This is a genomic window from Streptomyces sp. Ac-502, assembly GCF_045222935.1.
Classification (GTDB): domain Bacteria; phylum Actinomycetota; class Actinomycetes; order Streptomycetales; family Streptomycetaceae; genus Streptomyces; species Streptomyces monomycini.
On the sequence record NZ_JBHFFO010000001.1, the window covers coordinates 7,423,568 to 7,442,904 of the forward strand.

Here is a 19,337-nt window from a genome sequence, read left to right on the forward strand (position 1 = left end):
CGCGGCGGATCACGGTGCCTTGGTTCGCTCCTCGGCTCGGGCACGTTGATGACCGGCAGGAGCCGTGAAGGGCCGGGGTTCAGCATGGCTGGGGGAGTAGGGACAGCGGGTCCAAGTAGGTCTTGTCGCGGAGCAGGCCCCAGTGCAGGCACGCGGCAGAGCAGTGGAACGGGCCTGGGCCGAGCTTGGCCACTGCCTGACCTGCGGTGACGTGGTCACCTTTGCGGACGGTCGGGTGGACCGGTTCGTAGGTGGTGCGTAGTGGCGGGTGGCCGGATTCAGCCACCTCGATCGACAGGACGCCCCGGCCTGCCACCTTGCCGGCGAAGAGCACGCGTCCAGGAGCGGCGGCTCGTACCGTCGCGTCCTCGGCCGCGAGGAGATCCACCCCCCGATGGCCGGGCGCCCAGGGGGCGGGTGGAGGCTCCCAGCCGCGCGCGACAGTGGGCCGCGCGCCGGTTGCTCCAGTGACGGGCCAAGCTCGTTCGCCGGTGGTCGGCGATGCGGGGCGGCTCGGATCCGGGCCGGTCGAGCGGCCCGGTGCCGGTGTCGGATGGCGCTCCGAAGGCTCCGAAGGCTTCGAAGGTTCTGAAGGCTCTGTGGGACGGGGAGGAACGTCGCCGGCGAACGCCACACCGACCGTGGCAACTCCGGCCGACAGTACGGCCGATGCGGTGCCCGCCGCGCAGAGGGCCAGGAGGCGGGCGGCTGGGGGAGCGGTGCGCCGGGCGTGCGCCACCCGCCCGTTTCCGGTGCCCCCAGCGACCCCGGTGCCCTCAGTGACCCCGGTGCCCCCATTGACTCCGGCGCCCCCGGTGACCCGAGCGTTCCTGCTGTTCTCGGCGCCCTGAGGACCCCCGACGCCCTCAGCACTTCCGTCATCTCCGGCGTCCCCAGAACCCCCGTCGCCTCCGTCACCCCCGCAGTTTCTGATACCTCCGGCGCCCCCGGTGACAGCCGAGCCCGCCGGACGGCCAGACCCAGGCCAGCCCGCCGGACGGCCAGACCCAGGCCCTACCCATGAACGGCGTGTCCTGGTAGTGGGAACAGCACGTACGCCGCGCGCCGACCGCCGGACGACTGCGGCGCGTACGGTCTCGAAAACGGTTCGTTGTCGCATGTCACGACGGTGCCTCGATCGGCCGTGGCTCGGGGATCTTGAGCTGGATCGGTGGACTACCGGCGGGTTGTGTACAACCGCATCACCCGTGCGATACCTCGTCCGGCACCTCGGTTCCCGCCCGGAGCGCCCACTCCCCACCGCGGACGCTCCCCGAGCCCCCACCTCGCCCCGCCCCCCCGCACCTCACCCCACCCCGGCCTCCGCACCTCACCCCCACACCCACCCCCAACCTGGCCGAAAGGAGCGTGTCGCCCGTCCCTTCGGCGGTCCCGTACACTTCTTGTGGCGATCCGGGTCACCGGGTCGACTTCGCACGCCCCGCCACCAGCGCAACAGTTCCCATTCGGGCAGCACGGTGGACGCGCCCCTCGGTCCTCGGAAGGCCCCGCAAGGGTTCCTTCCCCGGCAGAGCGCGCCGGGGCGTCAGGCACCGCGGCCGCCCGGCCGCAGTGGAACCGAGTAACACGAGGAGTACGGCCATGGCCGTCGTCACGATGCGGGAGCTGCTGGAGAGCGGCGTCCACTTCGGGCACCAGACCCGCCGTTGGAACCCGAAGATGAAGCGCTTCATCTTCACGGAGCGCAACGGCATCTACATCATCGACCTGCTCCAGTCGCTGTCGTACATCGACCGCGCCTACGAGTTCGTCAAGGAGACCGTCGCCCACGGCGGCTCGGTGATGTTCGTCGGTACCAAGAAGCAGGCCCAGGAGGCCATTGCCGAGCAGGCGACCCGCGTGGGCATGCCCTACGTGAACCAGCGCTGGCTCGGCGGCATGCTGACCAACTTCTCGACCGTCTACAAGCGCCTGCAGCGCCTGAAGGAGCTCGAGCAGATCGACTTCGAGGATGTGGCCGCCTCCGGCCTCACCAAGAAGGAGCTGCTGGTCCTCTCCCGCGAGAAGGCCAAGCTGGAGAAGACCCTCGGCGGTATCCGCGAGATGCAGAAGGTGCCCAGCGCCGTCTGGATCGTGGACACCAAGAAGGAGCACATCGCCGTCGGCGAGGCGCGCAAGCTCAACATCCCGGTCGTGGCGATCCTCGACACGAACTGCGACCCGGACGAGGTCGACTACAAGATCCCGGGTAACGACGACGCGATCCGCTCCGTCACCCTGCTCACCCGCGTGATCGCCGACGCCGTCGCCGAGGGCCTCATCGCCCGCTCCGGCGTCGCCACCGGCGACCAGAAGCCGGGCGAGAAGGCCGGCGAGCCGCTCGCCGAGTGGGAGCGCGACCTGCTCGAGGGCGAGAAGAAGGCCGACGACGCCAAGGCCGACGAGGCCAAGGCCGAGGACGAGCCCGCCGAGGCCCCGGCTGCTGAGGCCCCGGCTGCCGAGGCCCCCGCCGTCGAGGCGCCTGCCGCCGAGGCCGAGAAGCCGGCCGCCGAGCAGGCCTGACGCCGCACGACCGGTTGACGACGGCGGGGGAGAGTGCCACGAGCGCTCCCCCCGCCGTCCACCCGTAGATCTTTCGACTGTCGAGATTTCGAGAAGAGATTCACAGACCATGGCGAACTACACCGCCGCGGACGTCAAGAAGCTCCGCGAGCTGACCGGCGCCGGCATGATGGACTGCAAGAAGGCCCTGGACGAGGCCGAGGGCAGCGTCGACAAGGCCGTGGAGATCCTCCGCGTCAAGGGCCAGAAGGGCGTCGCCAAGCGCGAGAGCCGTTCGGCCGAGAACGGCGCCGTCGTCTCCCTCATCTCCGAGGACAAGACCTCCGGCGTCCTGCTCGAGCTGAAGTGCGAGACGGACTTCGTCGCCAAGGGCGAGAAGTTCCTGGCCGTCGCCAACGCGCTGGCCGCGCACGTCGCCGCCACCTCCCCGGCCGACCTCCAGGCGCTGCTCGCCTCCGAGATCGAGGCCGGCAAGACCGTCCAGGCGTACGTCGACGAGGCCAACGCCACGCTCGGCGAGAAGATCGTCCTGGACCGCTTCGCGCAGTTCTCCGGCGGCTACGTGGCCGCTTACATGCACCGCACCATGCCCGACCTCCCGCCGCAGGTCGGCGTCCTGGTCGAGCTGGACAAGGAGAACGCCGAGACCGCCAAGGACGTCGCGCAGCACATCGCCGCGTTCGCGCCGAAGTACCTCACCCGTGAGGACGTCCCGGCCGACGTCGTCGAGAACGAGCGTCGCGTGGCCGAGGCCACCTCGCGCGAGGAGGGCAAGCCCGAGGCCGCCCTCCCGAAGATCGTCGAGGGTCGCGTCAACGGCTTCTTCAAGGAGAACACGCTGCTCGCGCAGCCCTTCGCGAAGGACAACAAGAAGTCCGTCGAGAAGGTCCTGAACGAGGCCGGTGTCTCGCTGAAGCGCTTCGCGCGCATCCGCGTCGGCGCCTGAGCCAAGCCGTGGGCCTTGTCGCCAAGGCCAGCGAATGACCTGCGGCCCCGCTAGGGTCGTACGCAGTCGGCCGCATACCGGCCGGCCGCAGATGTGACGAGGAGGCCATTGCCGTACAGGGATCTGAACCAGACCCCCGGCAATGGCCTTCTTCGTATGTGCACGAGGAGAGCGTGATGAATCAGGGTGCCGACGGCGCGGACACAGCCCACAAAGCCGACAGTGACGGGAAGGGACGCTTCCTGCTGAAGCTGTCGGGCGAAGCGTTCGCCGGCGGCGGCGGACTGGGTGTCGACCCCGATGTCGTGCACGCCATCGCCCGCGAGATCGCAGCAGTGGTCCGCGACGGCTACGAGATCGCCATCGTGATCGGCGGCGGCAACTTCTTCCGCGGCGCCGAGCTGCAGCAGCGCGGCATGGACCGCGCCCGCTCGGACTACATGGGCATGCTCGGTACGGTCATGAACTGCCTGGCCCTCCAGGACTTCCTGGAGAAGGAGGGCATCGACTGCCGCGTACAGACCGCCATCACCATGGGACAGGTCGCGGAGCCGTACATTCCGCTGCGCGCCGTCCGGCACATGGAGAAGGGCCGCGTGGTCATCTTCGGAGCGGGCATGGGCATGCCGTACTTCTCCACCGACACCACCGCGGCGCAGCGCGCCCTGGAGGTCGGCGCCGAGGCCATGCTGATGGGCAAGAACGGGGTGGACGGGGTCTACGACGCCGACCCCAAGAAGTTCCCGGACGCGGTGAAGTTCGACGCCCTGGAATATGGCGAGGTCATCACCCGCGACCTCAAGGTCGCCGACGCCACCGCCATCACGCTCTGCCGTGACAACAAGCTTCCGATCCTCGTCTTCGAGCTGCTCGCCGAGGGCAACATCGCGCGCGCGGTGAAGGGTGAGAAGATCGGCACGCTCGTCAGCGATCAGGGCACCCGGGCCTGACGGCCCCAACTGCCGTAGTGCCGTACGGGCAGGGCTCCGTACGGGCGGCAACCCCGGGCCGTGGATGACCTCGGCACGGGGATGGACAATGGCCTGCCGGTCGGACACCGTGCAGGAGAAGACGCGCGGCAGGGGCGAGGCTCTGCTTCTTACCGAAAAGACCAGGAGCAAGTGGTGATCGAAGAGATCCTCCTCGAGGCCGAGGAGAAGATGGAGAAGGCCGTCGTGGTCGCCAAGGAGGACTTCGCCGCGATTCGCACCGGGCGTGCGCACCCGGCGATGTTCAACAAGATCGTGGCGGACTACTACGGTGCCATGACGCCGATCAACCAGCTGGCGTCGTTCTCGGTGCCCGAACCGCGGATGGCCGTGGTGACCCCGTTCGACAAGAGCGCGCTGCGCAACATCGAGCAGGCCATCCGGGACTCCGACCTGGGCGTCAACCCGAGCAATGACGGCCACATCATTCGTGTGAACTTCCCGGAGCTCACCGAGGAGCGCCGCCGGGAGTTCATCAAGGTCGCCAAGAACAAGGCCGAGGACTCGAAGATCTCGATCCGCAGCGTTCGGCGCAAGGCCAAGGAAACCCTCGACAAGCTCGTCAAGGACAAGGAGTCCGGCGAGGACGAGGTGCGCCGGGCGGAGAAGGAGCTCGACGACACCACCGCGAAGTACGTCGCGCAGGTGGACGAGCTCCTCAAGCACAAGGAATCCGAGCTCCTCGAGGTCTGATGAACGAGTCATCCTGGGGGGCCCCGCCTGGCGTCGGCCGAGCCGGTCAATGGGGACCACCCGACCAGGGACCCGTCGGTACGGCGGGTCCCGCGCACGACTGGGGCGCGGCGGCGCAGACTCGCCCCATGCCCATCGTGCCCGACACAGGCGGACACCAGGACGACGACCGGAATCCTTCGGACGACGACCGGGACCACCGGGACGACCTGGGGGCCGCTCGGCCGAGCGGCCCCCTGTTCCGCGACGAACAGCCGCAGGAGCCCATGCCCACCTCCATGCCGGGGCCCGACAGCTCACCGCAACCCCCAAGCCGCAGAAGAAGAGCGCGGGACGCAACCTCCGGGCCGCCATAGGGGTCGGCGTCGGCCTCGGCGCGGTCATCCTCTTCTCGCTCTTCGTCTACAAGCCGCTGTTCGTGGGCGTGATAGTCATCGCGGTGGTCGTGGGCCTGTGGGAACTGACCTCGCGGCTGGCGGAGCGCAAGGACGTCAAGGTCCCGCTGGTGCCGCTCGCGCTCGGCGGTACGGCGATGGTGGTCGCCGGCTACGTACGCGGCGCCGAGGGCGCCTGGGTGGCGATGGCGCTCACCGCGCTCGCCGCCCTCGTGTGGCGTATGACGGAGGCCCCCGAGAACTACCTCAGGGACGTCACGGCCGGCGTCTTCGCGGCGTTCTACGTGCCGTTCCTGGCGACATTCGTGGCGATGATGCTCGCCGCCGACGACGGACCGCAGCGCGTCCTGACGTTCCTGCTGCTGACCGTCGTCAGCGACACGGGCGCGTACGCGGTCGGCTGGCGCTTCGGCAAGAACAAGCTCGCCCCGCGCATCAGCCCCGGCAAGACCCGCGAGGGACTGCTGGGCGCGGTGCTGTTCGCCATGGTCGCGGGCGCGCTGAGCATGGAGCTGATCATCACCGACGGCGCCTGGTGGCAGGGCCTGCTCCTGGGCATCGCCGTCGCGGCCAGCGCGACCCTCGGCGATCTCGGCGAGTCCATGATCAAGCGGGACCTCGGCATCAAGGACATGGGCACCCTGCTGCCCGGCCACGGCGGCATCATGGACCGCCTGGACTCCCTCCTGCCGACCGCCCCGATCGTCTGGCTGCTGTACGTGATCTTCGTCGGATCTGGTTGACCAGCGGTTTTCCGTACGTGCGAGGGGCCCGCCACACCATGTGGCGGGCCCCTCGCACGTCGGGTGCGTGCCCCCAAGGCGCGTCGGCGGTCGGGTGCCGACGGCGAACTGCCCAACCGGTGTGATCCGGGTCACCTGATAGGTACCCTCCGGCATGGGCCTGCCTTCGCTGCACGCACTGCTTGAGATAGAACGACTGGCTGAAACCTTGAAACGGGATCTTCTTGATACGGAATGGCTGCTGCCATCCGCGATGAGGGAAGAGATATTGGCTTCGCTCGGAGGGATCCGAGGTCGCCTCTCCGGTTAAGAAGCACAACTGCACGCTCTCAAGTCGCTCAACTTCCGGCTGATTGATCGCGCAGTCCATCCGTATGCAGCTGGGCGTTTGGCGCCGTTGGGTGTTCGGGGCGACGTGGTTCTGGTTTTCGCCGTGGTTGGCGATGGAGGCCGGGGAGCCGGAAATCGAGCGGGGGGCCATCTTCAGAAGATCCCGTGCAGCTGCTCAAGTTGGGCTGGACGAGTTGAAGAGCCGTCTCATGAAGGTCGAGCGAGTATTCGAGTTGGCTCAATTGGATGTCCGCCAAGGCGGAGGTAAACGTCAAGGAGACTGAAGCAGTATCCAGTCTGCTTTCCGTTCTGAGTGAGGCGCAGCCCACGTGTATCCAGATCGGCTCGGTATTCCTGGTGAAGTACGGGGGTGAGGGAAATCAGGTGATAGTTGTGAGAAGCCTGACTCAGCTTGAGATGCACGCTCTCTCGCGATATGCGGAAATTCAGACCCGTCCGGAGGAAGCTCTGGGTGCGCTCGCCACCGCCATCTCGGCCATGACTGATGCGGGCGACGATGGCGATGACGGTGGCGATGACGGTGGCGATGCGATGCCCCGGAGGGCTGTCTGAGAAAGCCGCCGCGACCGTGGGTTCCACACGATCAGGCCGGCACCCCTCAGCGACCGTCACCAACCACCACGATCGACGGCACACTCGTGGAGCAGGTCACAGCAACGCGTCTGCGACACTGGAAGAACCATGCCTAAGCCCGGAGAACTGGCAGTGATCCGGCAGTAACCGGCCCCCCTACCTGCGCGTTTGGCGTCGGCAGGGGGCCGGTTTCGGGTTACTGGGCCGTCTCTGGGCCGTCAGGCTCGCGTTGATCGGGCTGGAACGCCCGGTCAACAGCCTTCCTCGTACGCTCCTGACTCGATGGCATGAGGTGCGCGTACACACGCAGCGTCAGAGCCGGGTCAGTGTGCCCGAGGTACTGACTGACGGCCTTGATGCTCTCCCCAGCCTCCAACAGCAGCGAGGCGTAGAAGTGCCGCAGCGCGTGCATACCGTGCGCGCGTGCCGATGCGTACTTGCCGTTCTCTCCGGCGTCCGGGATAAGGCCGGCCACCGCAAGCGCGGGCTTCCACTCCTGGATGTTGAAGTTGCTCCGCCAGACGACCCCGCCCGCGGTGTTCGTGAACAGGAGGCGGGCCGTCACCTGCGGACCGTCCGGCTTCCGCCATGGGAGTGTGATCTCCACCGGCTTAAAGGCGTCCATGTGGACGCGTATCGCCTCAGCCACCGAGGACGGCAGTGGCACGTCCCGCTCCTTGCCGCACTTCGGCGGGGCGAACACGGCCTTTCCTCGGATGAGCTTTACCTGTCGTACCACGCGCAGGACACCACCCTCGAAGTCGAGTGCGTCCTCAGCCAGCCCGACGACTTCGCCTTGCCGAAGCCCACACCCGGCTCCGGTATCCACCATCGTCCGGTACCGCTTTGGAAGCGCCGCGCGGACGGCGTGAACCTGTGTGGGCAGCCACGGCACAACGCGCCGCCGCTCGCTCGCCGGCGGGCGGACGGACTTTGCAGAGCACGGATTCCGCGGCAACAGACCGTCATCCACGGCAGCGCTCAGCACAGCTCGAACATCGCCGTAGATGTTCCGCGCGTACGCGCCACTTACGGCGGGGTTTGCCTCCAGAGCGCTGACCAGTCCACGAATGTGCTCAGGACGGAACGAGTCGAGCGGGCGCGAGCCAAGGACTGGGAAGGCATGCAGGCGCAACCGCTGTTCGGCGACGATCTGACTGGACACGTCGGCGGTGTGAGTCCTGAGCCACTTCTCGGCGTAGCTCTTGAAGGTGATTCGAGCTGCGCGAGGGTCGATGTAGTGGCCGCGCGACATGTCGGAAGCGGTGTCGGTGAGCCACTGCTCCGCTAGGCGCTTCTGCCGGTCGGGGAAGCTCTTCGACTTTTCGGTGCCGTCGGGGCCGATGTACCGGGCACGGTAGCGGAGGCCTACGCCGTAACGGTCGGTCTTGGTCCGAACGGGCTTGCCGTCAGGCCCTTTCTCGGTCTTGAACCAGCGGTCTTGGATGTGGCCTGCCATATAGCGAGGTCCCTTCCAGAGATGCAGCAGGGCGCGGCCTGATGGCCGCGCCCTGCGCTCGATCGTTGTTCGATTGTCGTTACGTCAGGCGGCGTCGGCGTCCGCGCGCATTTGCTGCTCAGCCCAGCGATGCACGGCGGACGGGTCGTAGCGGATGTACTTGCCGACGCGGAAGCCGGGTGGCCCGCACCGCTTCTTGCGCCACTCGTAGACGGTTTCTTTGGGCACGCAGAACAGTTCGGCCACGTCGTCAGGGGTGAGGTAGCGGTCCGGGAGCCCACCCCGGAGCGCATCTGCCGGAGGTGCCATGCGGCTTCTCTCCTTTGCGGGCAAGTGGGAGCGCTGCCCTCTCTCTCTCTTGTTAGGTCCGCTACGTCCGCTACATCCGCTACACCCCAGGTCAAAGCCATGATTTTTGTAGCGGATTGGTGGCGTGTAGCGGATAGGTCCCGCTACGCGGTGCGGGAGAGGACCGGCGGGGGCGTTGCGTTTGTATCCGCTACAGGCGCCGTATCCGCTACATCGATCATGCCGTTGACGTGCTGTGTAGCGGATGTAGCGGATGTAGCGGATAGCCCAGGGGGCGGGGGGCAGTACCGCATCCAGGCGTCGGCGAGATCTTCCGCGTAGTAGCCCCTGGGGGTGCCGGAGGTAGTGCGGATGGGCCGGGGCCGGATCGGCGTGTTGGCGCCGGTCACGTACTCCTTGAGCATCTTGGCCAAGCTGCGGGGGTGAGGCGCCGGCCGTCCATGTCTCCCCAGGGCGAGTCCTCCAAGCTGTGGAGGATTTCGAGGATGGCGGCGGTGGGCATCCGGTCGGCTCCGCAGAACACCTTGTCCCGCAGGTCGATCAAAAGCTGGACGCCCAAGGATGCCGGGTCGCCGTCCTTGGCCGCGGCGACCAGTTCCACACAGGCCGCACGGGCGCGCGCCGGCCAGGCGCCACCGGCGGCTTCAGCCACGGCCAGCAGCGGTTCCCACACGTCCGCGGGCCGGTCGGAGATACCTTCGGGGAGTTCTGGCCAGGCGTCGGTCACTTGCGCGCGCACTTGGTCGGCCCATGTGGCGAGCTGGTCGCGCAGGGCGTGACCCTCTTTTCCGTTGATCCGCTGTCGGTAGGGCTCGACGTGCTCGTTGGGTGCCCGCTTACGCATCCGGATGATGACGGAACGGGTCAGGATCGTGTCCGGCAGCGACCCAAGCCCTGCCATGGCGACCGCGCAGAACGACGGGAAGGGCGCGGCGCTCTGGTTCGAGCCCTCACCGACGCACCGCAGGGAACTCGCGCCCCTGCGATAGCCGGAGTTCAAGAAACCGCGCAGTTCCTCGTTGCCCCCGGCTTTGGGACTGAAGATGGTGTCGATCTCATCGAAGAGGATGGTGGGGCGGCCCTCCTCAGCAGTAACCACGCGGAAGAGAGCGTTGGCGGAGGCGTTGACCGTTGCCAGCGGGCGCGGAGTCAAAGCTTCCACGATCTCCAGGGCCCGACTCTTGCCGCTGCCGGGTTCGGGGGAGAGGAACGCCAGGCGGGCGGTGTTGTCGCCGCAGTCGACGAGGTGGGCGTGAGCGTCCCACAGGGTCACGGCCACGTAGGCGGCTTCCCTGGGGAAGATGTTGAAGCGGCGGTGGAAGCGCTCGACTTCGTCCAGGAGTGCCGCACCGTCGATCGGGCTCGGTGCGTGCTGTGCGGGATCGTTCATGAGACAGTCCTGTTCTCGGCGTCCGGCCGCAGAGCTGGGCGAAGAGCTGCGTGGACGGCCTGACGGCCGACGCCCTTCGGGCCGCGGGCAACCGCCGGAGCTGTGCAGCGGCCAGCGGCGTACGGGCGGACGGGGTACGGGAGGATGCTCTTAAGGGGCTGGGGGCGGGCGGTCATGCGGCCGTCCCGCCGTTGTGGCTGATCGACCAGTTCAGCGCATTGGTGACGGCGGGCCGGCACTCGCGCTCATTCAAACCGGCCGCCTCCCCTGCCCCATTAAGAGCCTCCTCCACCGCGGCGCGGGGGAGGTCGCCGGAGGCCACCAGCCGCCCCAGGGCCCGCGCGGCGCGGACCAGGGTCCGGTTGCGGGTGCCCTCGGGGGCATGACGAACGTTGTCCGTCTCGTTGCGCAGCGCCGCCTGCGCGTACGCACTCGCCCGGCCCGGGGAGGGCAGGGCGACGGGGCCGCGGGCGCGGGGCGGGGGCGTGAGCGCTTCGAGCAGCCACGCGGGCAGGTCGGCCACGGGCGCATCGCCCACGACGTGGTAGTCCCCGGTCGCGGTGGTGCTCCCGGCGGCGACCACGTAGCCACCCCAGGCCCGGGTGTCGATGAGCGGGCCCAGCTTGCCAGCGGTGTTGTGCAGCCGTACGCCGTCCGGCGCGGCGAAGTACAGGTGCTGCCCGCCGCGTGCGCTCCGCACCGTGTAGGTGGTCGGCCAGGGCTGTCCGGCGCGCTCGCAGAGCGCCAAGAAGCAGTTCGCGCCGTCAGGCGCGTCCTTCTCGTCCTTGTCCTTCGGCATGTCCAGGTCCACCACGAGCAGCCCGGCCGGGCCGGTGGCGATGCCGACGTTGTACGGGGCGTGGGCCCACGCGCGCTCGATGCGGGCCGGGTCGGTGGTGGCACGCTGCTCCCACTTGCGGTGCCCGCTGGCGCATTCGCCGGTACGGGGGCAGCGCTCTTCCCCGTGCAGCGCCGGAGTCTTCGCGCCGGGCCGTAGCGGGTGAACGTGCCAGCCGCGATCGGCGGCGGCCAGTGCCGCGGCGAGCAGCGCCACCTGCGGGAGGTCGATGGTCAGGGGCGCGCTCATGCGGCCCTCACCTCCGCTGCGGCTTCGCCGGCGGCCACGATCACGCGGGCCGGGACGTCGCCGGGGAAGTCGAAGGTGAACCGGTCGCCCCGCCCCCGTGCCGGACCGGACAGGGAGGAGTCACCGCAGTCGTTCGTGGCGGCCCACGAGGCGCCGCCCTTCACCAGCAGGCCGTGCCGCTTCTCCGTCCAGCCGCGGACGAGCAGCATGCGGCGGACATCAAGGCGTTCGCTCATGCCGCCACCGCCAGTCCCGCGTGGACGCTGGCGAGGAAGGCGCGGCCGACCCATTCGGTGTAGGCCGGGGGCAGGGCTTCGCGCAGACGGAAGTGGTCGGTGGACCAGTCAATGCCCTTGGCCCGGCGGATCTCGTCCACGGTGGCCTTACCGCCGCCGGACCCGTACGCGGCCACGTACGGGCCGTCGAAGTACCGGCCGTGCCGCCATCCGCGCACTTTGCCGCGGTGGCGGGGGTGCGGCGGCTGTTCGGCACTCCAGCCGCCCAGCTCGAAGTAGCGGTGCATCAGGACCGCGAGCCCGAAGGATTCGCCGCACAGCCGCACGTCCTTGCGCACCGAGGACCCGGGTACGTTCTCGATCGCGTACGGCACACCGACTGCGTCCAGCGCGGCCCGGGTCGGGGCGATCAGCCGGGGGTGGACGCGGCCCCCGGCGGCATTGCGGGCGGCATTGCTGCCCTTGGTCGGGGCTCCTTCGCCCTGACAGGGCGGGGAGGCGTGGATGAAGTCGAACTCCGCACCGTGCGCGCGGATGTACTCGACCGCATCCCCCTGCACGAACGCGTCGCCGGCATAGTCGGGTTGGGGGACGATGTCGACGCCGGTGACGTGGAAGCTGGCGCGCTGATAGCCGTGGGCCGCGCCACCGATGCAGCAGTACGCATCCAGCAGCCGCGGCCGCAACGGCCGGGCAACGTCTCGCCGGACGGGGGCAGGTTGAGTCATGCTGGTGGTCTCCAGTCCTTAGGGATTGGTTGTGGAAACCAGGGCGGCCGCACTTCTCGCCAAAGACACGCGGTCGCCCTGGGCACAGCTAGAACGCCGGTTCGTCGCCCGGCCCCGCGGGGGAGCCCGCGGTGTTCCACGGGCCGCTGGCCGGGGCGGTGCCGGTGGTGCGCTTTTTGTCGATCGTGACGGTGGTGAAGCGCAGGGAGGCGCCGATTTCGTCGACTTCGACGGCGAGCATGGAGCGGTTTTCGCCCTGCTCGGTCTGCCAGTTGTGCTGGCGGATGCGGCCGGAGAGCACCACATGAGAGCCCTTGCCCAGCGACTCGGCCACGTGCTCGGCCAGGGCGCGCCAGGCGGCGCAGCGGAAGAACGTGGACGTGCCGTCCTTCCACTGGTTGGCTTCACGGTCGAAGGTGCGCGGGGTGGAGGCGATGGTGAACTTGGCCAGGGCCTGGCCGCTGTTCGTGTACTTCAGTTCCGGGTCGGCGGTCAGGTTGCCGATGATGGTGATCGGGGTTTCTCCGAACGACATGAGTTTGCTCCTTCGTTGCTCAGGCGCGCGCAGAGGCCGCGGTGGTGAGGGCGGTCAGCCGCTGGTGGCGGTGGGCGGCGGTGTCGGCGAGCAGGCGGGCGGGGTGGTCGCTGAAGTCGTGCAGGGCGACCATGGCGCTCAGGATCACGTCGCACAGTTCGGCGGCCACGTCGCCGGTGCTGTGGCTGGTGCCCTTGCGGGGGTTCTGGCCGCATACGCCGATGTACGCCTGCGCGGCTTCCCCGGCCTCCTCGGTGACCTTGAGCAGGCGCAGGGCGGTCTCCTCCGGGCCGCGGCCGTTGCAGTCGTCCAGCCACGCCTTGACCGCGCGGATGTGCGCCCACGGTTCGGCCATGTCGGCGCTGCCGGGCTGGTGGTCGGCGGTGAGGTAGACGCGGGTGCGGGCCGGGTCGGCGGCCGGCTTCTGCCGCAGGGTGCGGATGTCGAAGGCGGCGGGCAGCGCGTTGACGATCTGCTCGGTGTCGGCGCTGTCGCAGATCAGACGGATCTCGAACACGGTTCTCCTCAGTGGGTGTTGATGGTGCCGTTGGCGCGGCCGAAGAGGCCGTTGGCGGTGATGTTCTGGGTGATGTGGGCGGGCGCCGCGCGGCGGCGGATCGCGCGCACGAGGGAGCAGGCGGCGATGCCGCCGGCGGCGATGACGGCGACGGCGGCCCACAGGGCGTGGCTCACGGCGATGACTCCCGGTGCGGCGTAGGAGATGCCGACGCCGGCGGCGGCGACGCCGAAACCGGTGGTCGGCGCGAGCAGCGCAATCGTTTTGGCCCACGTGGGCACCGGTTGCGCCGAGCCCGCGGAGGGGGCGGGCGATGCGGGGGCGGGCTGGACGTAGGCCAGGGCGCGGGTACCTCCGGGCAGGGTGACCAGCTCCACGCCGGGCGGAATCTCGGTTGCGGGCAGCGGCGGGTAGGCCAGGTGCACGGCGGGCTCGTACGGCGCGGGCGCGGCGGTGATCCGGTAGGGGTCGGGCACGGGGTCCTCCTTCACGGGAGGTGCGGGCGCCGGTCAGCCGGCCAGTTGCATGAGCGCGCCGGCGACGGTTTCGCACAGGTTGTGGATGGGCCGGTACGCGCCGGTGCCAGCGGCGAAGAAGCCGCACAGGAACACCACGATGGCGGCGCCGGGGCCGACGTAGCGGGCACGCAGCAGCACGAGGGTGAGGATGGCGAAGAGCACGGCGGCGGAGACGGTGAGGGCCATGAGGCTCCTGTCACGGTCGAAGGCGGATGCCGGGCGCCCGCCGGACGGCTCCGGCGGGGGAGCGCGCGGCGGTTACGGTGCGTGCTTGTTTGCGCTTGTTGTCGCTTGTAGCGACAACAAGGAAAGAGGGGGTCACAGGCCCCTCAGGAGGCGCAGGAGGGGTGTGTGCTTGTTGTCGCTACAAGCGACAACAAGCACAAAGAGTGACCATCAGGCGGAGGGGGGACGGTCGGAGACGTAGCTGCGATGGACGTAGTACGTCTGCGTTCCGCTGCCCATCTGGAAGACCTCTGCGGCGGCGGCCCACAGGCGCAGCCATCCGGAGATGGTGGTGCGGTGGGTGCTGTAGCCCATGGCCTTCAGGTCGGCTTCCATGCGGGAGGGGCCGGTACCGTCCGGGCCCGCGTCCAGCACCAGCCGCATTGCCACATCCTGCGCGGACGGTTGCGGCCCTGCCGCTGTCGGCTTCGCCTGCTCCGGTGGCTGCGGCGGTTCCGGCTGCGGTGCCGGGGCCGGGTCGCTGTGCGTCGGGGCGGGCGGTTCCTGAGGAGTCTCTGGCGGCGTCGGTGGGCCCTGCGGCCGGTCGGTGTTGTTGACCACCAGCCGTAGCCGTCCGTCCGGCGGGGGGCCCGGGGTGTCCGGCTGCTTCTCCGGTGCGGCGGGTGTGGTCGTGTCGCCGCGGCGGGGGAAGAGCCGGTTCCATTCCGGGCTGCCGGGCCGGATGCCCGCTCCCGGACCGCCCGGCACCGCTCCCGACGTCGGGGCCGGGCCGCCTTGCGGTGCGGCGGTGGGCACGGGCACGACGGGCACGCCGGTGTAGGGCCGGGTGACCGCGTGCAGCCGCTCCCCCTCGTACAGGCGCGGCAGCACCCGCGCCCACCGCGAGGGGTAGAAACGGCCGTGCGGCACCTCGCATGAGATCTTGTCCAGAACGGGGCGGCGCGCGCTGACGGCCGCGGCGACGCGGTCCATGGCTTCGGGGGTGAGTTCGAACGCCTTGAACGGCCGCGGTTTGGTGTCGTTGTAGGCGTTGAAGCCGCAGCCGGGCCACGGTGCGTCGCTGGGGTCCACCCTCTGGTATCCGGAGAACAGATACGACAGCTCTTCCGGGTCGGTGACGAACATCCCCCAGCGCCACTTCGCGCGCTTCTTGACCGGCACCGGAATGGAGTCGGTGGTGGCCCGCAGCGAGGAGACCAGCACCCGCACCCGCACCGCCCGGCCGGTGTTCATGACGGTCTCGATCATGCCTTTGACGTCGCGGGGCAGATCGGCCGTCTCGTCCACCACGATGATGACGGCGGGGATGTCCGGGCGGGCAGGCAGCTTGGTGTCGTTGGCCTGGCGCATCACCTGCTGATAGCGGCGCTTGCGCATCTCGATGACCTGGATGGCCATGGTGAGCATCGCGCGCGCTTCGTCCAGGGTGGGCGCGGTCCAGTCGATGACCGGCCGCTCGTGGGTGCCGTCGATGGCCCACGAAGTGAGCCACGGCAGCGACAGACCGGCGCCGGTGGTGTCGATGTGCCACACCAGCGCATCCACGGTGCGCACCAGTTGGGCGTTGACGCCGTTGAGGGTGTTGGTCTTGCCCGACCCGGTGTCGCCGATGCCCAGCCCGCACTGGAAGGCCAGCGAACCCTGGGCATAGGTGCCGTCCTTGTGCAGCCCAATGGCGAAAGGGGTATCGATGCTGGTCGAGGACAGGTCGGCGGGGAAGGGGATGTTCTGCTCGATGACGTTGACGGTGGCCACGCGGAGGATGGCGGTGCCCTTGCGGCGCCCGCCGGCCACCTCCACCCCGCATCCCTCCGGTAGCCGCAGGTCCGAGCCCAGCGCCTCCTCGAAGCGCTTGAGCTGGGACCAGGTGGCGCCGCCGGGCAGCTCCGCTTCGACGGTGTAGCCGGTGTTGGCCGCCCACGGCTGGATCGCCACGATGCGGCACTCCTCCAGCTTGGCGATGCGGGCCAGGCGCTGCTTCCACTGCTCGCCCCACGCGTCGTGCCGCTCCTGGCGCGCGGCCTCCTGCGCGTTCCAGGCGGCCTTGCGGCGGCGCAGCTTCTCCGCTCCCTCGTGGCGGCCGACGGCGTTCCAGGTCAGGCGGCCGAAGGCGGCGCCGCCGGCGAGCGCGGCCAGGCACGGCCAGGACCAGGGCGGGCCGCCCGCGGCGGCCCACCACGACCACGTACCCGCGCCGGCCCACAGACCGGCGCGGTAGGTGAGGGTGGCGGGCAGGTGTCCGCTGCGGGCCCCGGCCAGCACGCTGCCCAGCGCTCCGGCCGCCGCGATCCCCGCATCCCACAGCGGATCGACGCCGGTGACGTAGGTCAGGGAGGCTGCGGCGAGCGCGGATGTAGCAGCCGTGGCGGTGGCGGTGTTCAGGGTGTGGCGGCCCTGCCAGTCCAGCTCAGGCACGCTGCCCCCTCCATCGCGCGGGGTGTTCCACATCTGCTCGTTGGTGCGGGGGTTCTCGGTGTGGTCGATCTCCTCGCAGTGCAGCCGCCGGAATGCCGGCTGAAGTTCCATGGCGGCGCTGACGGCCTTGCGCAGTCCGTGCACCACGTCCGAGACCATCTCGGCGATGCACGGATCGACCGGGTAGCACTCGGCGGAGCGGGTGGCCAGGTAGGTCACGGCCTGCGCCAGGTGCTCCAGCCCGACCGGCACGCCCTCGTACTCCGCGCCGACGACCATGGCGGGGTTGGTGGCCGCGTCCGCGTACGCTTCCGGCGACCACTGCTCGTAGACGCCGCTGACCTCTTCGGCGGCGGTGGCCAGCACGGACGGCTTGGCCCACAGGGCGCCGTCGCCGTCGATGCCGCCGACGTTCCACCAGTGCTCGTTCACCCGGGGGTTTTCCAGGCGCATGATGTCCAGGTCGTGGACCTGGCGGAAGGTGGGTTCGAGTTCGTCGGCGTAGGCGGCGGTGGCCTCCAGCACCTGCGCGACCTGCGCCACGCCGTCGGCCATGGCCGGGTCCATCGGGTAGTAGACGGCGGAGTTCTCCGCCAGCGCCATGACCGCGCCGTTGATGTTGCGGATGGCGTCCGGCAGGCCCTTGTACTCGGCCGCCACGGCCGCCATCGCGGGCGCATCGTAGGCCGCGTAGGTGTTGGCGACTTCTTCGGCGGAGGTGGCGAAGACACTCACGTGCCCACCCCTTTCAACTGTGGTTTCGGTGGCAGCCGGCGCGCCGGTACCGGCGCTGGGGTCGTCGCAGACGTGGCCCACGTGCGCGCGGTTGCCGGTGATCGGCGCTGCCATGTCGGAGAGCTGGGCGTCCAGGCGGCGCCGGGAGGCGTCCGCCATGCCCTTCCAGACCTTGCGGAAGACCCGGCCGGGCCAGGTCATGCCGTGGTTGGTGAAGCGGAAGCGCTTGTTGAGCGCGGCGGGGATGTTGGCGGCGGCGCCGACGAACAGCGCGGCGGGCATCACCGCGAGCGCCGCCACGGTCGCGAAGAACACGGCAGCGGCCAGCCGCAGCAGATGCCGCAGCTTCGCCAGGTTGCGGCGCCGCCAGATGTGTGTGGCCTGCCAGGCGCGCGTCAGCTTGGTCTTGGCCCAGGTCCCGGCCCGGCCGCGCCACTGCCGCAGCCGGTCTCGCAGACGCTGACCCCAGCGCCACAGCCACGCCCCGGCCCGCTGCCGGGCGCGCGAAAGGCGGCCCTGCGCGGCCTTGAGCGTCTGCCGACCTGACCCGAGCCAGCGGCCGCTACCCGCCGTACGGTCCTTGCGCCCCCGCCGTGACCAGCGATCGGCCAAGCGGGAGGCCAGCCCGGAGCCCAGACCGCCGCGGTACTTGCTCCTACCGGACGCGCCGGGGCCGTGGCGCCCGGCGCCCCGGCCGCCTCCGAAGCGGTCCCCGGCGCCGGACCGTCCGCGTCCCTTGCCTAGCCCAGAACCCCAGCCCGCGCCCCGACCCCCGCCGCCGGCACCAGCTCCGGAGCCGGAACGGCCCCTGCGGCCAGTGCCTTTGCCCAGGCTGAGCGGCGACGCGCCGGAGGAACGGTGACCGGCCGCGGTCTCGAAGCGGCCTGACCGGCCCTTCCCGCGGCCGCCCGAACCTGCGGTGCCCGTGCCGGTGTTCACGCCGGAGGTTCCGCGGCCGGTGCCGCGCCGCCCCCACAAGCCACGTGCCAGGCCTCCGGCCGCTGCACCGGAGCCCGTACGGCTCCCGCCGCGCGTGTGCCCGCCGGTCTGGTCGGCGGCAGACTTCCTGCGGCCGAAGAAGCCGCGCCCGCCGCCACCGCCCGCACCGGAGCGGCCCCCTGCTGACCGGCGGCCGGGCCCGCCACCGGCTGTTCCGCCACCGCCGGCGGAACGCCGGGTACCCGCGGGCCCGCCGCGGCTGCCCCGGCTGCTCCCCCGCCGGCCGCACCGGCACCGCCGGTGCCGGGCCGGGCCCGGCCCTCGCCGCGGCGGGAAGCCCCGGCGGAAGCGCCCGCACTACCGGTACGGCCGGCGCGGGTGGTGGTGGCCGCTTGCGCCCGGCGCTGTTCGGCGGTGCGGGCGGAGCGCACCGCGGCCAGGCCCAGCGCGCCGACACCGGCCGCGGCCACGGCGCCCGCCGCGATGGCGGCGACCGGGCCCGCAGCTTGGAGGGTGCTGCACACGCCGACGGTGGACAGGTTGACCGCATTGGCCAGCAGCGGCACAGCCGGCAGGCCCGCAGGCTGCAGCTCAGCCTCGTCCTCGTCCTCTTCGCCGGTGTCTTCCTCGGCCGGGTCCGGGGCCGGGGCGGGTTCGGCGTCCGGGCCGGGGGCGGGCAGGTCCAGCGTCGGCCGCGGTTCGGGGGCAGGTGCGGGCGGATTCGGCCCCGTGGGGGTGGAGATTTCCTCGACCGGTTCGGCCGGCGTGATGATTTCCGGCATGCTGAGAGGGCTCCTCTCGAAGGGGTAGGACGCCCCCGGCCAGGCCCTGAGAAAGCGGGCCGGGGGCGACCGTTTTAGTTGTGGTCGGCGTCGCGCAGGTACGCAGCCAGCACGACCTTGGCCGTTGCCACCGCGGCGTACGCGGTCATCGCCGCGTAGTCCCCGGCGTCTTCGCAGCTCACGGCCTGGCGCAGGTGCTCATCGGCTTCGAGCACCAGGTCATCGGGCGCGGTGCGGATCTGCCGCAGCGACGGCCGCGGCATAAAGATCTGCTTGAGCACGGACATG

The 19,337-nt window shown here is 70.2% G+C and carries 18 protein-coding genes and 2 pseudogenes; 6 read left to right on the top strand and 14 right to left on the bottom strand.

What is annotated here, in order from left to right:
• Window positions 1-79: 79 nt before the first annotated feature.
• Window positions 80-388, bottom strand: coding sequence for a M23 family metallopeptidase (locus ACEXOX_RS33860; protein WP_406524728.1), 309 nt, complete (start codon window positions 386-388; stop codon window positions 80-82).
• Window positions 389-1,602: 1,214 nt separating this feature from the next.
• On the opposite strand from ACEXOX_RS33860, the gene rpsB reads away from it, so the two are divergent.
• The 6 genes and pseudogenes from rpsB (at window position 1,603) to ACEXOX_RS33890 (ending at window position 7,192) form a co-directional block, all read left to right on the top strand.
• On the top strand, window positions 1,603-2,523 hold the full coding sequence (gene rpsB / locus ACEXOX_RS33865) for a 30S ribosomal protein S2 (protein ID WP_406524729.1): 921 nt from the start codon (window positions 1,603-1,605) through the stop codon (window positions 2,521-2,523).
• 109 nt (window positions 2,524-2,632) lie between these two features.
• Window positions 2,633-3,469, top strand: coding sequence for a translation elongation factor Ts (gene tsf, locus ACEXOX_RS33870; protein ID WP_030017378.1), 837 nt, complete (start codon window positions 2,633-2,635; stop codon window positions 3,467-3,469).
• A gap of 176 nt (window positions 3,470-3,645) precedes the next feature.
• Window positions 3,646-4,419 carry a UMP kinase gene (pyrH, locus tag ACEXOX_RS33875; RefSeq protein ID WP_030017377.1) on the top strand — a complete coding sequence of 258 codons (774 nt, stop codon included), beginning with the start codon at window positions 3,646-3,648 and terminating at the stop codon, window positions 4,417-4,419.
• Window positions 4,420-4,593: 174 nt separating this feature from the next.
• Window positions 4,594-5,151: a ribosome recycling factor gene (gene frr, locus ACEXOX_RS33880; protein ID WP_398169469.1), complete on the top strand. Its 558-nt coding sequence runs from the start codon at window positions 4,594-4,596 to the stop codon at window positions 5,149-5,151.
• Window positions 5,151-6,289, top strand: a pseudogene (locus tag ACEXOX_RS33885) (phosphatidate cytidylyltransferase). Before frr ends, ACEXOX_RS33885 begins: the two are co-directional and overlap by 1 nt.
• 576 nt (window positions 6,290-6,865) lie before the next feature.
• The gene (locus tag ACEXOX_RS33890; protein ID WP_406524730.1) at window positions 6,866-7,192 is read left to right on the top strand and encodes a hypothetical protein; all 327 of its coding nucleotides are present in this window, start codon (window positions 6,866-6,868) and stop codon (window positions 7,190-7,192) included.
• A 217-nt stretch (window positions 7,193-7,409) separates the two neighbouring features.
• Here ACEXOX_RS33890 and ACEXOX_RS33895 read toward each other — a convergent pair whose 3' ends face one another.
• From ACEXOX_RS33895 to ACEXOX_RS33955, 13 genes and pseudogenes are all read right to left on the bottom strand, one after another.
• Window positions 7,410-8,672: a tyrosine-type recombinase/integrase gene (locus ACEXOX_RS33895; RefSeq protein ID WP_406524731.1), complete on the bottom strand. Its 1,263-nt coding sequence runs from the start codon at window positions 8,670-8,672 to the stop codon at window positions 7,410-7,412.
• Between the two features lie 84 nt (window positions 8,673-8,756).
• Window positions 8,757-8,981: a helix-turn-helix domain-containing protein gene (locus ACEXOX_RS33900; RefSeq protein ID WP_406524732.1), complete on the bottom strand. Its 225-nt coding sequence runs from the start codon at window positions 8,979-8,981 to the stop codon at window positions 8,757-8,759.
• Between the two features lie 143 nt (window positions 8,982-9,124).
• Window positions 9,125-10,371 (bottom strand): annotated as a pseudogene (locus ACEXOX_RS33905) (DUF3631 domain-containing protein).
• Window positions 10,372-10,543: 172 nt separating this feature from the next.
• Window positions 10,544-11,458, bottom strand: coding sequence for a bifunctional DNA primase/polymerase (locus ACEXOX_RS33910; RefSeq protein WP_406524733.1), 915 nt, complete (start codon window positions 11,456-11,458; stop codon window positions 10,544-10,546).
• Window positions 11,455-11,694, bottom strand: coding sequence for a hypothetical protein (locus tag ACEXOX_RS33915; protein WP_406524734.1), 240 nt, complete (start codon window positions 11,692-11,694; stop codon window positions 11,455-11,457). The genes ACEXOX_RS33910 and ACEXOX_RS33915 overlap by 4 nt, the downstream gene beginning before the upstream one ends.
• A complete protein-coding gene (locus ACEXOX_RS33920) occupies window positions 11,691-12,422 on the bottom strand; it encodes a DNA methylase (protein WP_406524735.1) in 732 nt (243 codons plus the stop codon). Before ACEXOX_RS33920 ends, ACEXOX_RS33915 begins: the two co-directional genes overlap by 4 nt.
• 88 nt (window positions 12,423-12,510) lie before the next feature.
• On the bottom strand, window positions 12,511-12,957 hold the full coding sequence (ssb, locus tag ACEXOX_RS33925) for a single-stranded DNA-binding protein (protein WP_406524736.1): 447 nt from the start codon (window positions 12,955-12,957) through the stop codon (window positions 12,511-12,513).
• Between the two features lie 19 nt (window positions 12,958-12,976).
• Window positions 12,977-13,474, bottom strand: a complete 498-nt coding sequence (locus tag ACEXOX_RS33930) for a MazG-like family protein (RefSeq protein WP_406524737.1) — start codon at window positions 13,472-13,474, stop codon at window positions 12,977-12,979.
• An 8-nt stretch (window positions 13,475-13,482) separates the two neighbouring features.
• On the bottom strand, window positions 13,483-13,950 hold the full coding sequence (locus tag ACEXOX_RS33935) for a hypothetical protein (protein WP_406524738.1): 468 nt from the start codon (window positions 13,948-13,950) through the stop codon (window positions 13,483-13,485).
• Between the two features lie 33 nt (window positions 13,951-13,983).
• Window positions 13,984-14,178: a hypothetical protein gene (locus ACEXOX_RS33940; protein ID WP_406524739.1), complete on the bottom strand. Its 195-nt coding sequence runs from the start codon at window positions 14,176-14,178 to the stop codon at window positions 13,984-13,986.
• A 210-nt stretch (window positions 14,179-14,388) separates the two neighbouring features.
• On the bottom strand, window positions 14,389-17,940 hold the full coding sequence (locus ACEXOX_RS33945) for a hypothetical protein (RefSeq protein ID WP_406524740.1): 3,552 nt from the start codon (window positions 17,938-17,940) through the stop codon (window positions 14,389-14,391).
• 323 nt (window positions 17,941-18,263) lie between these two features.
• A complete protein-coding gene (locus ACEXOX_RS33950; RefSeq protein WP_406524741.1) occupies window positions 18,264-19,049 on the bottom strand; it encodes a hypothetical protein in 786 nt (261 codons plus the stop codon).
• A gap of 74 nt (window positions 19,050-19,123) precedes the next feature.
• Window positions 19,124-19,336 carry a hypothetical protein gene (locus tag ACEXOX_RS33955; RefSeq protein ID WP_406524742.1) on the bottom strand — a complete coding sequence of 71 codons (213 nt, stop codon included), beginning with the start codon at window positions 19,334-19,336 and terminating at the stop codon, window positions 19,124-19,126.
• Window position 19,337 lies beyond the last annotated feature (1 nt).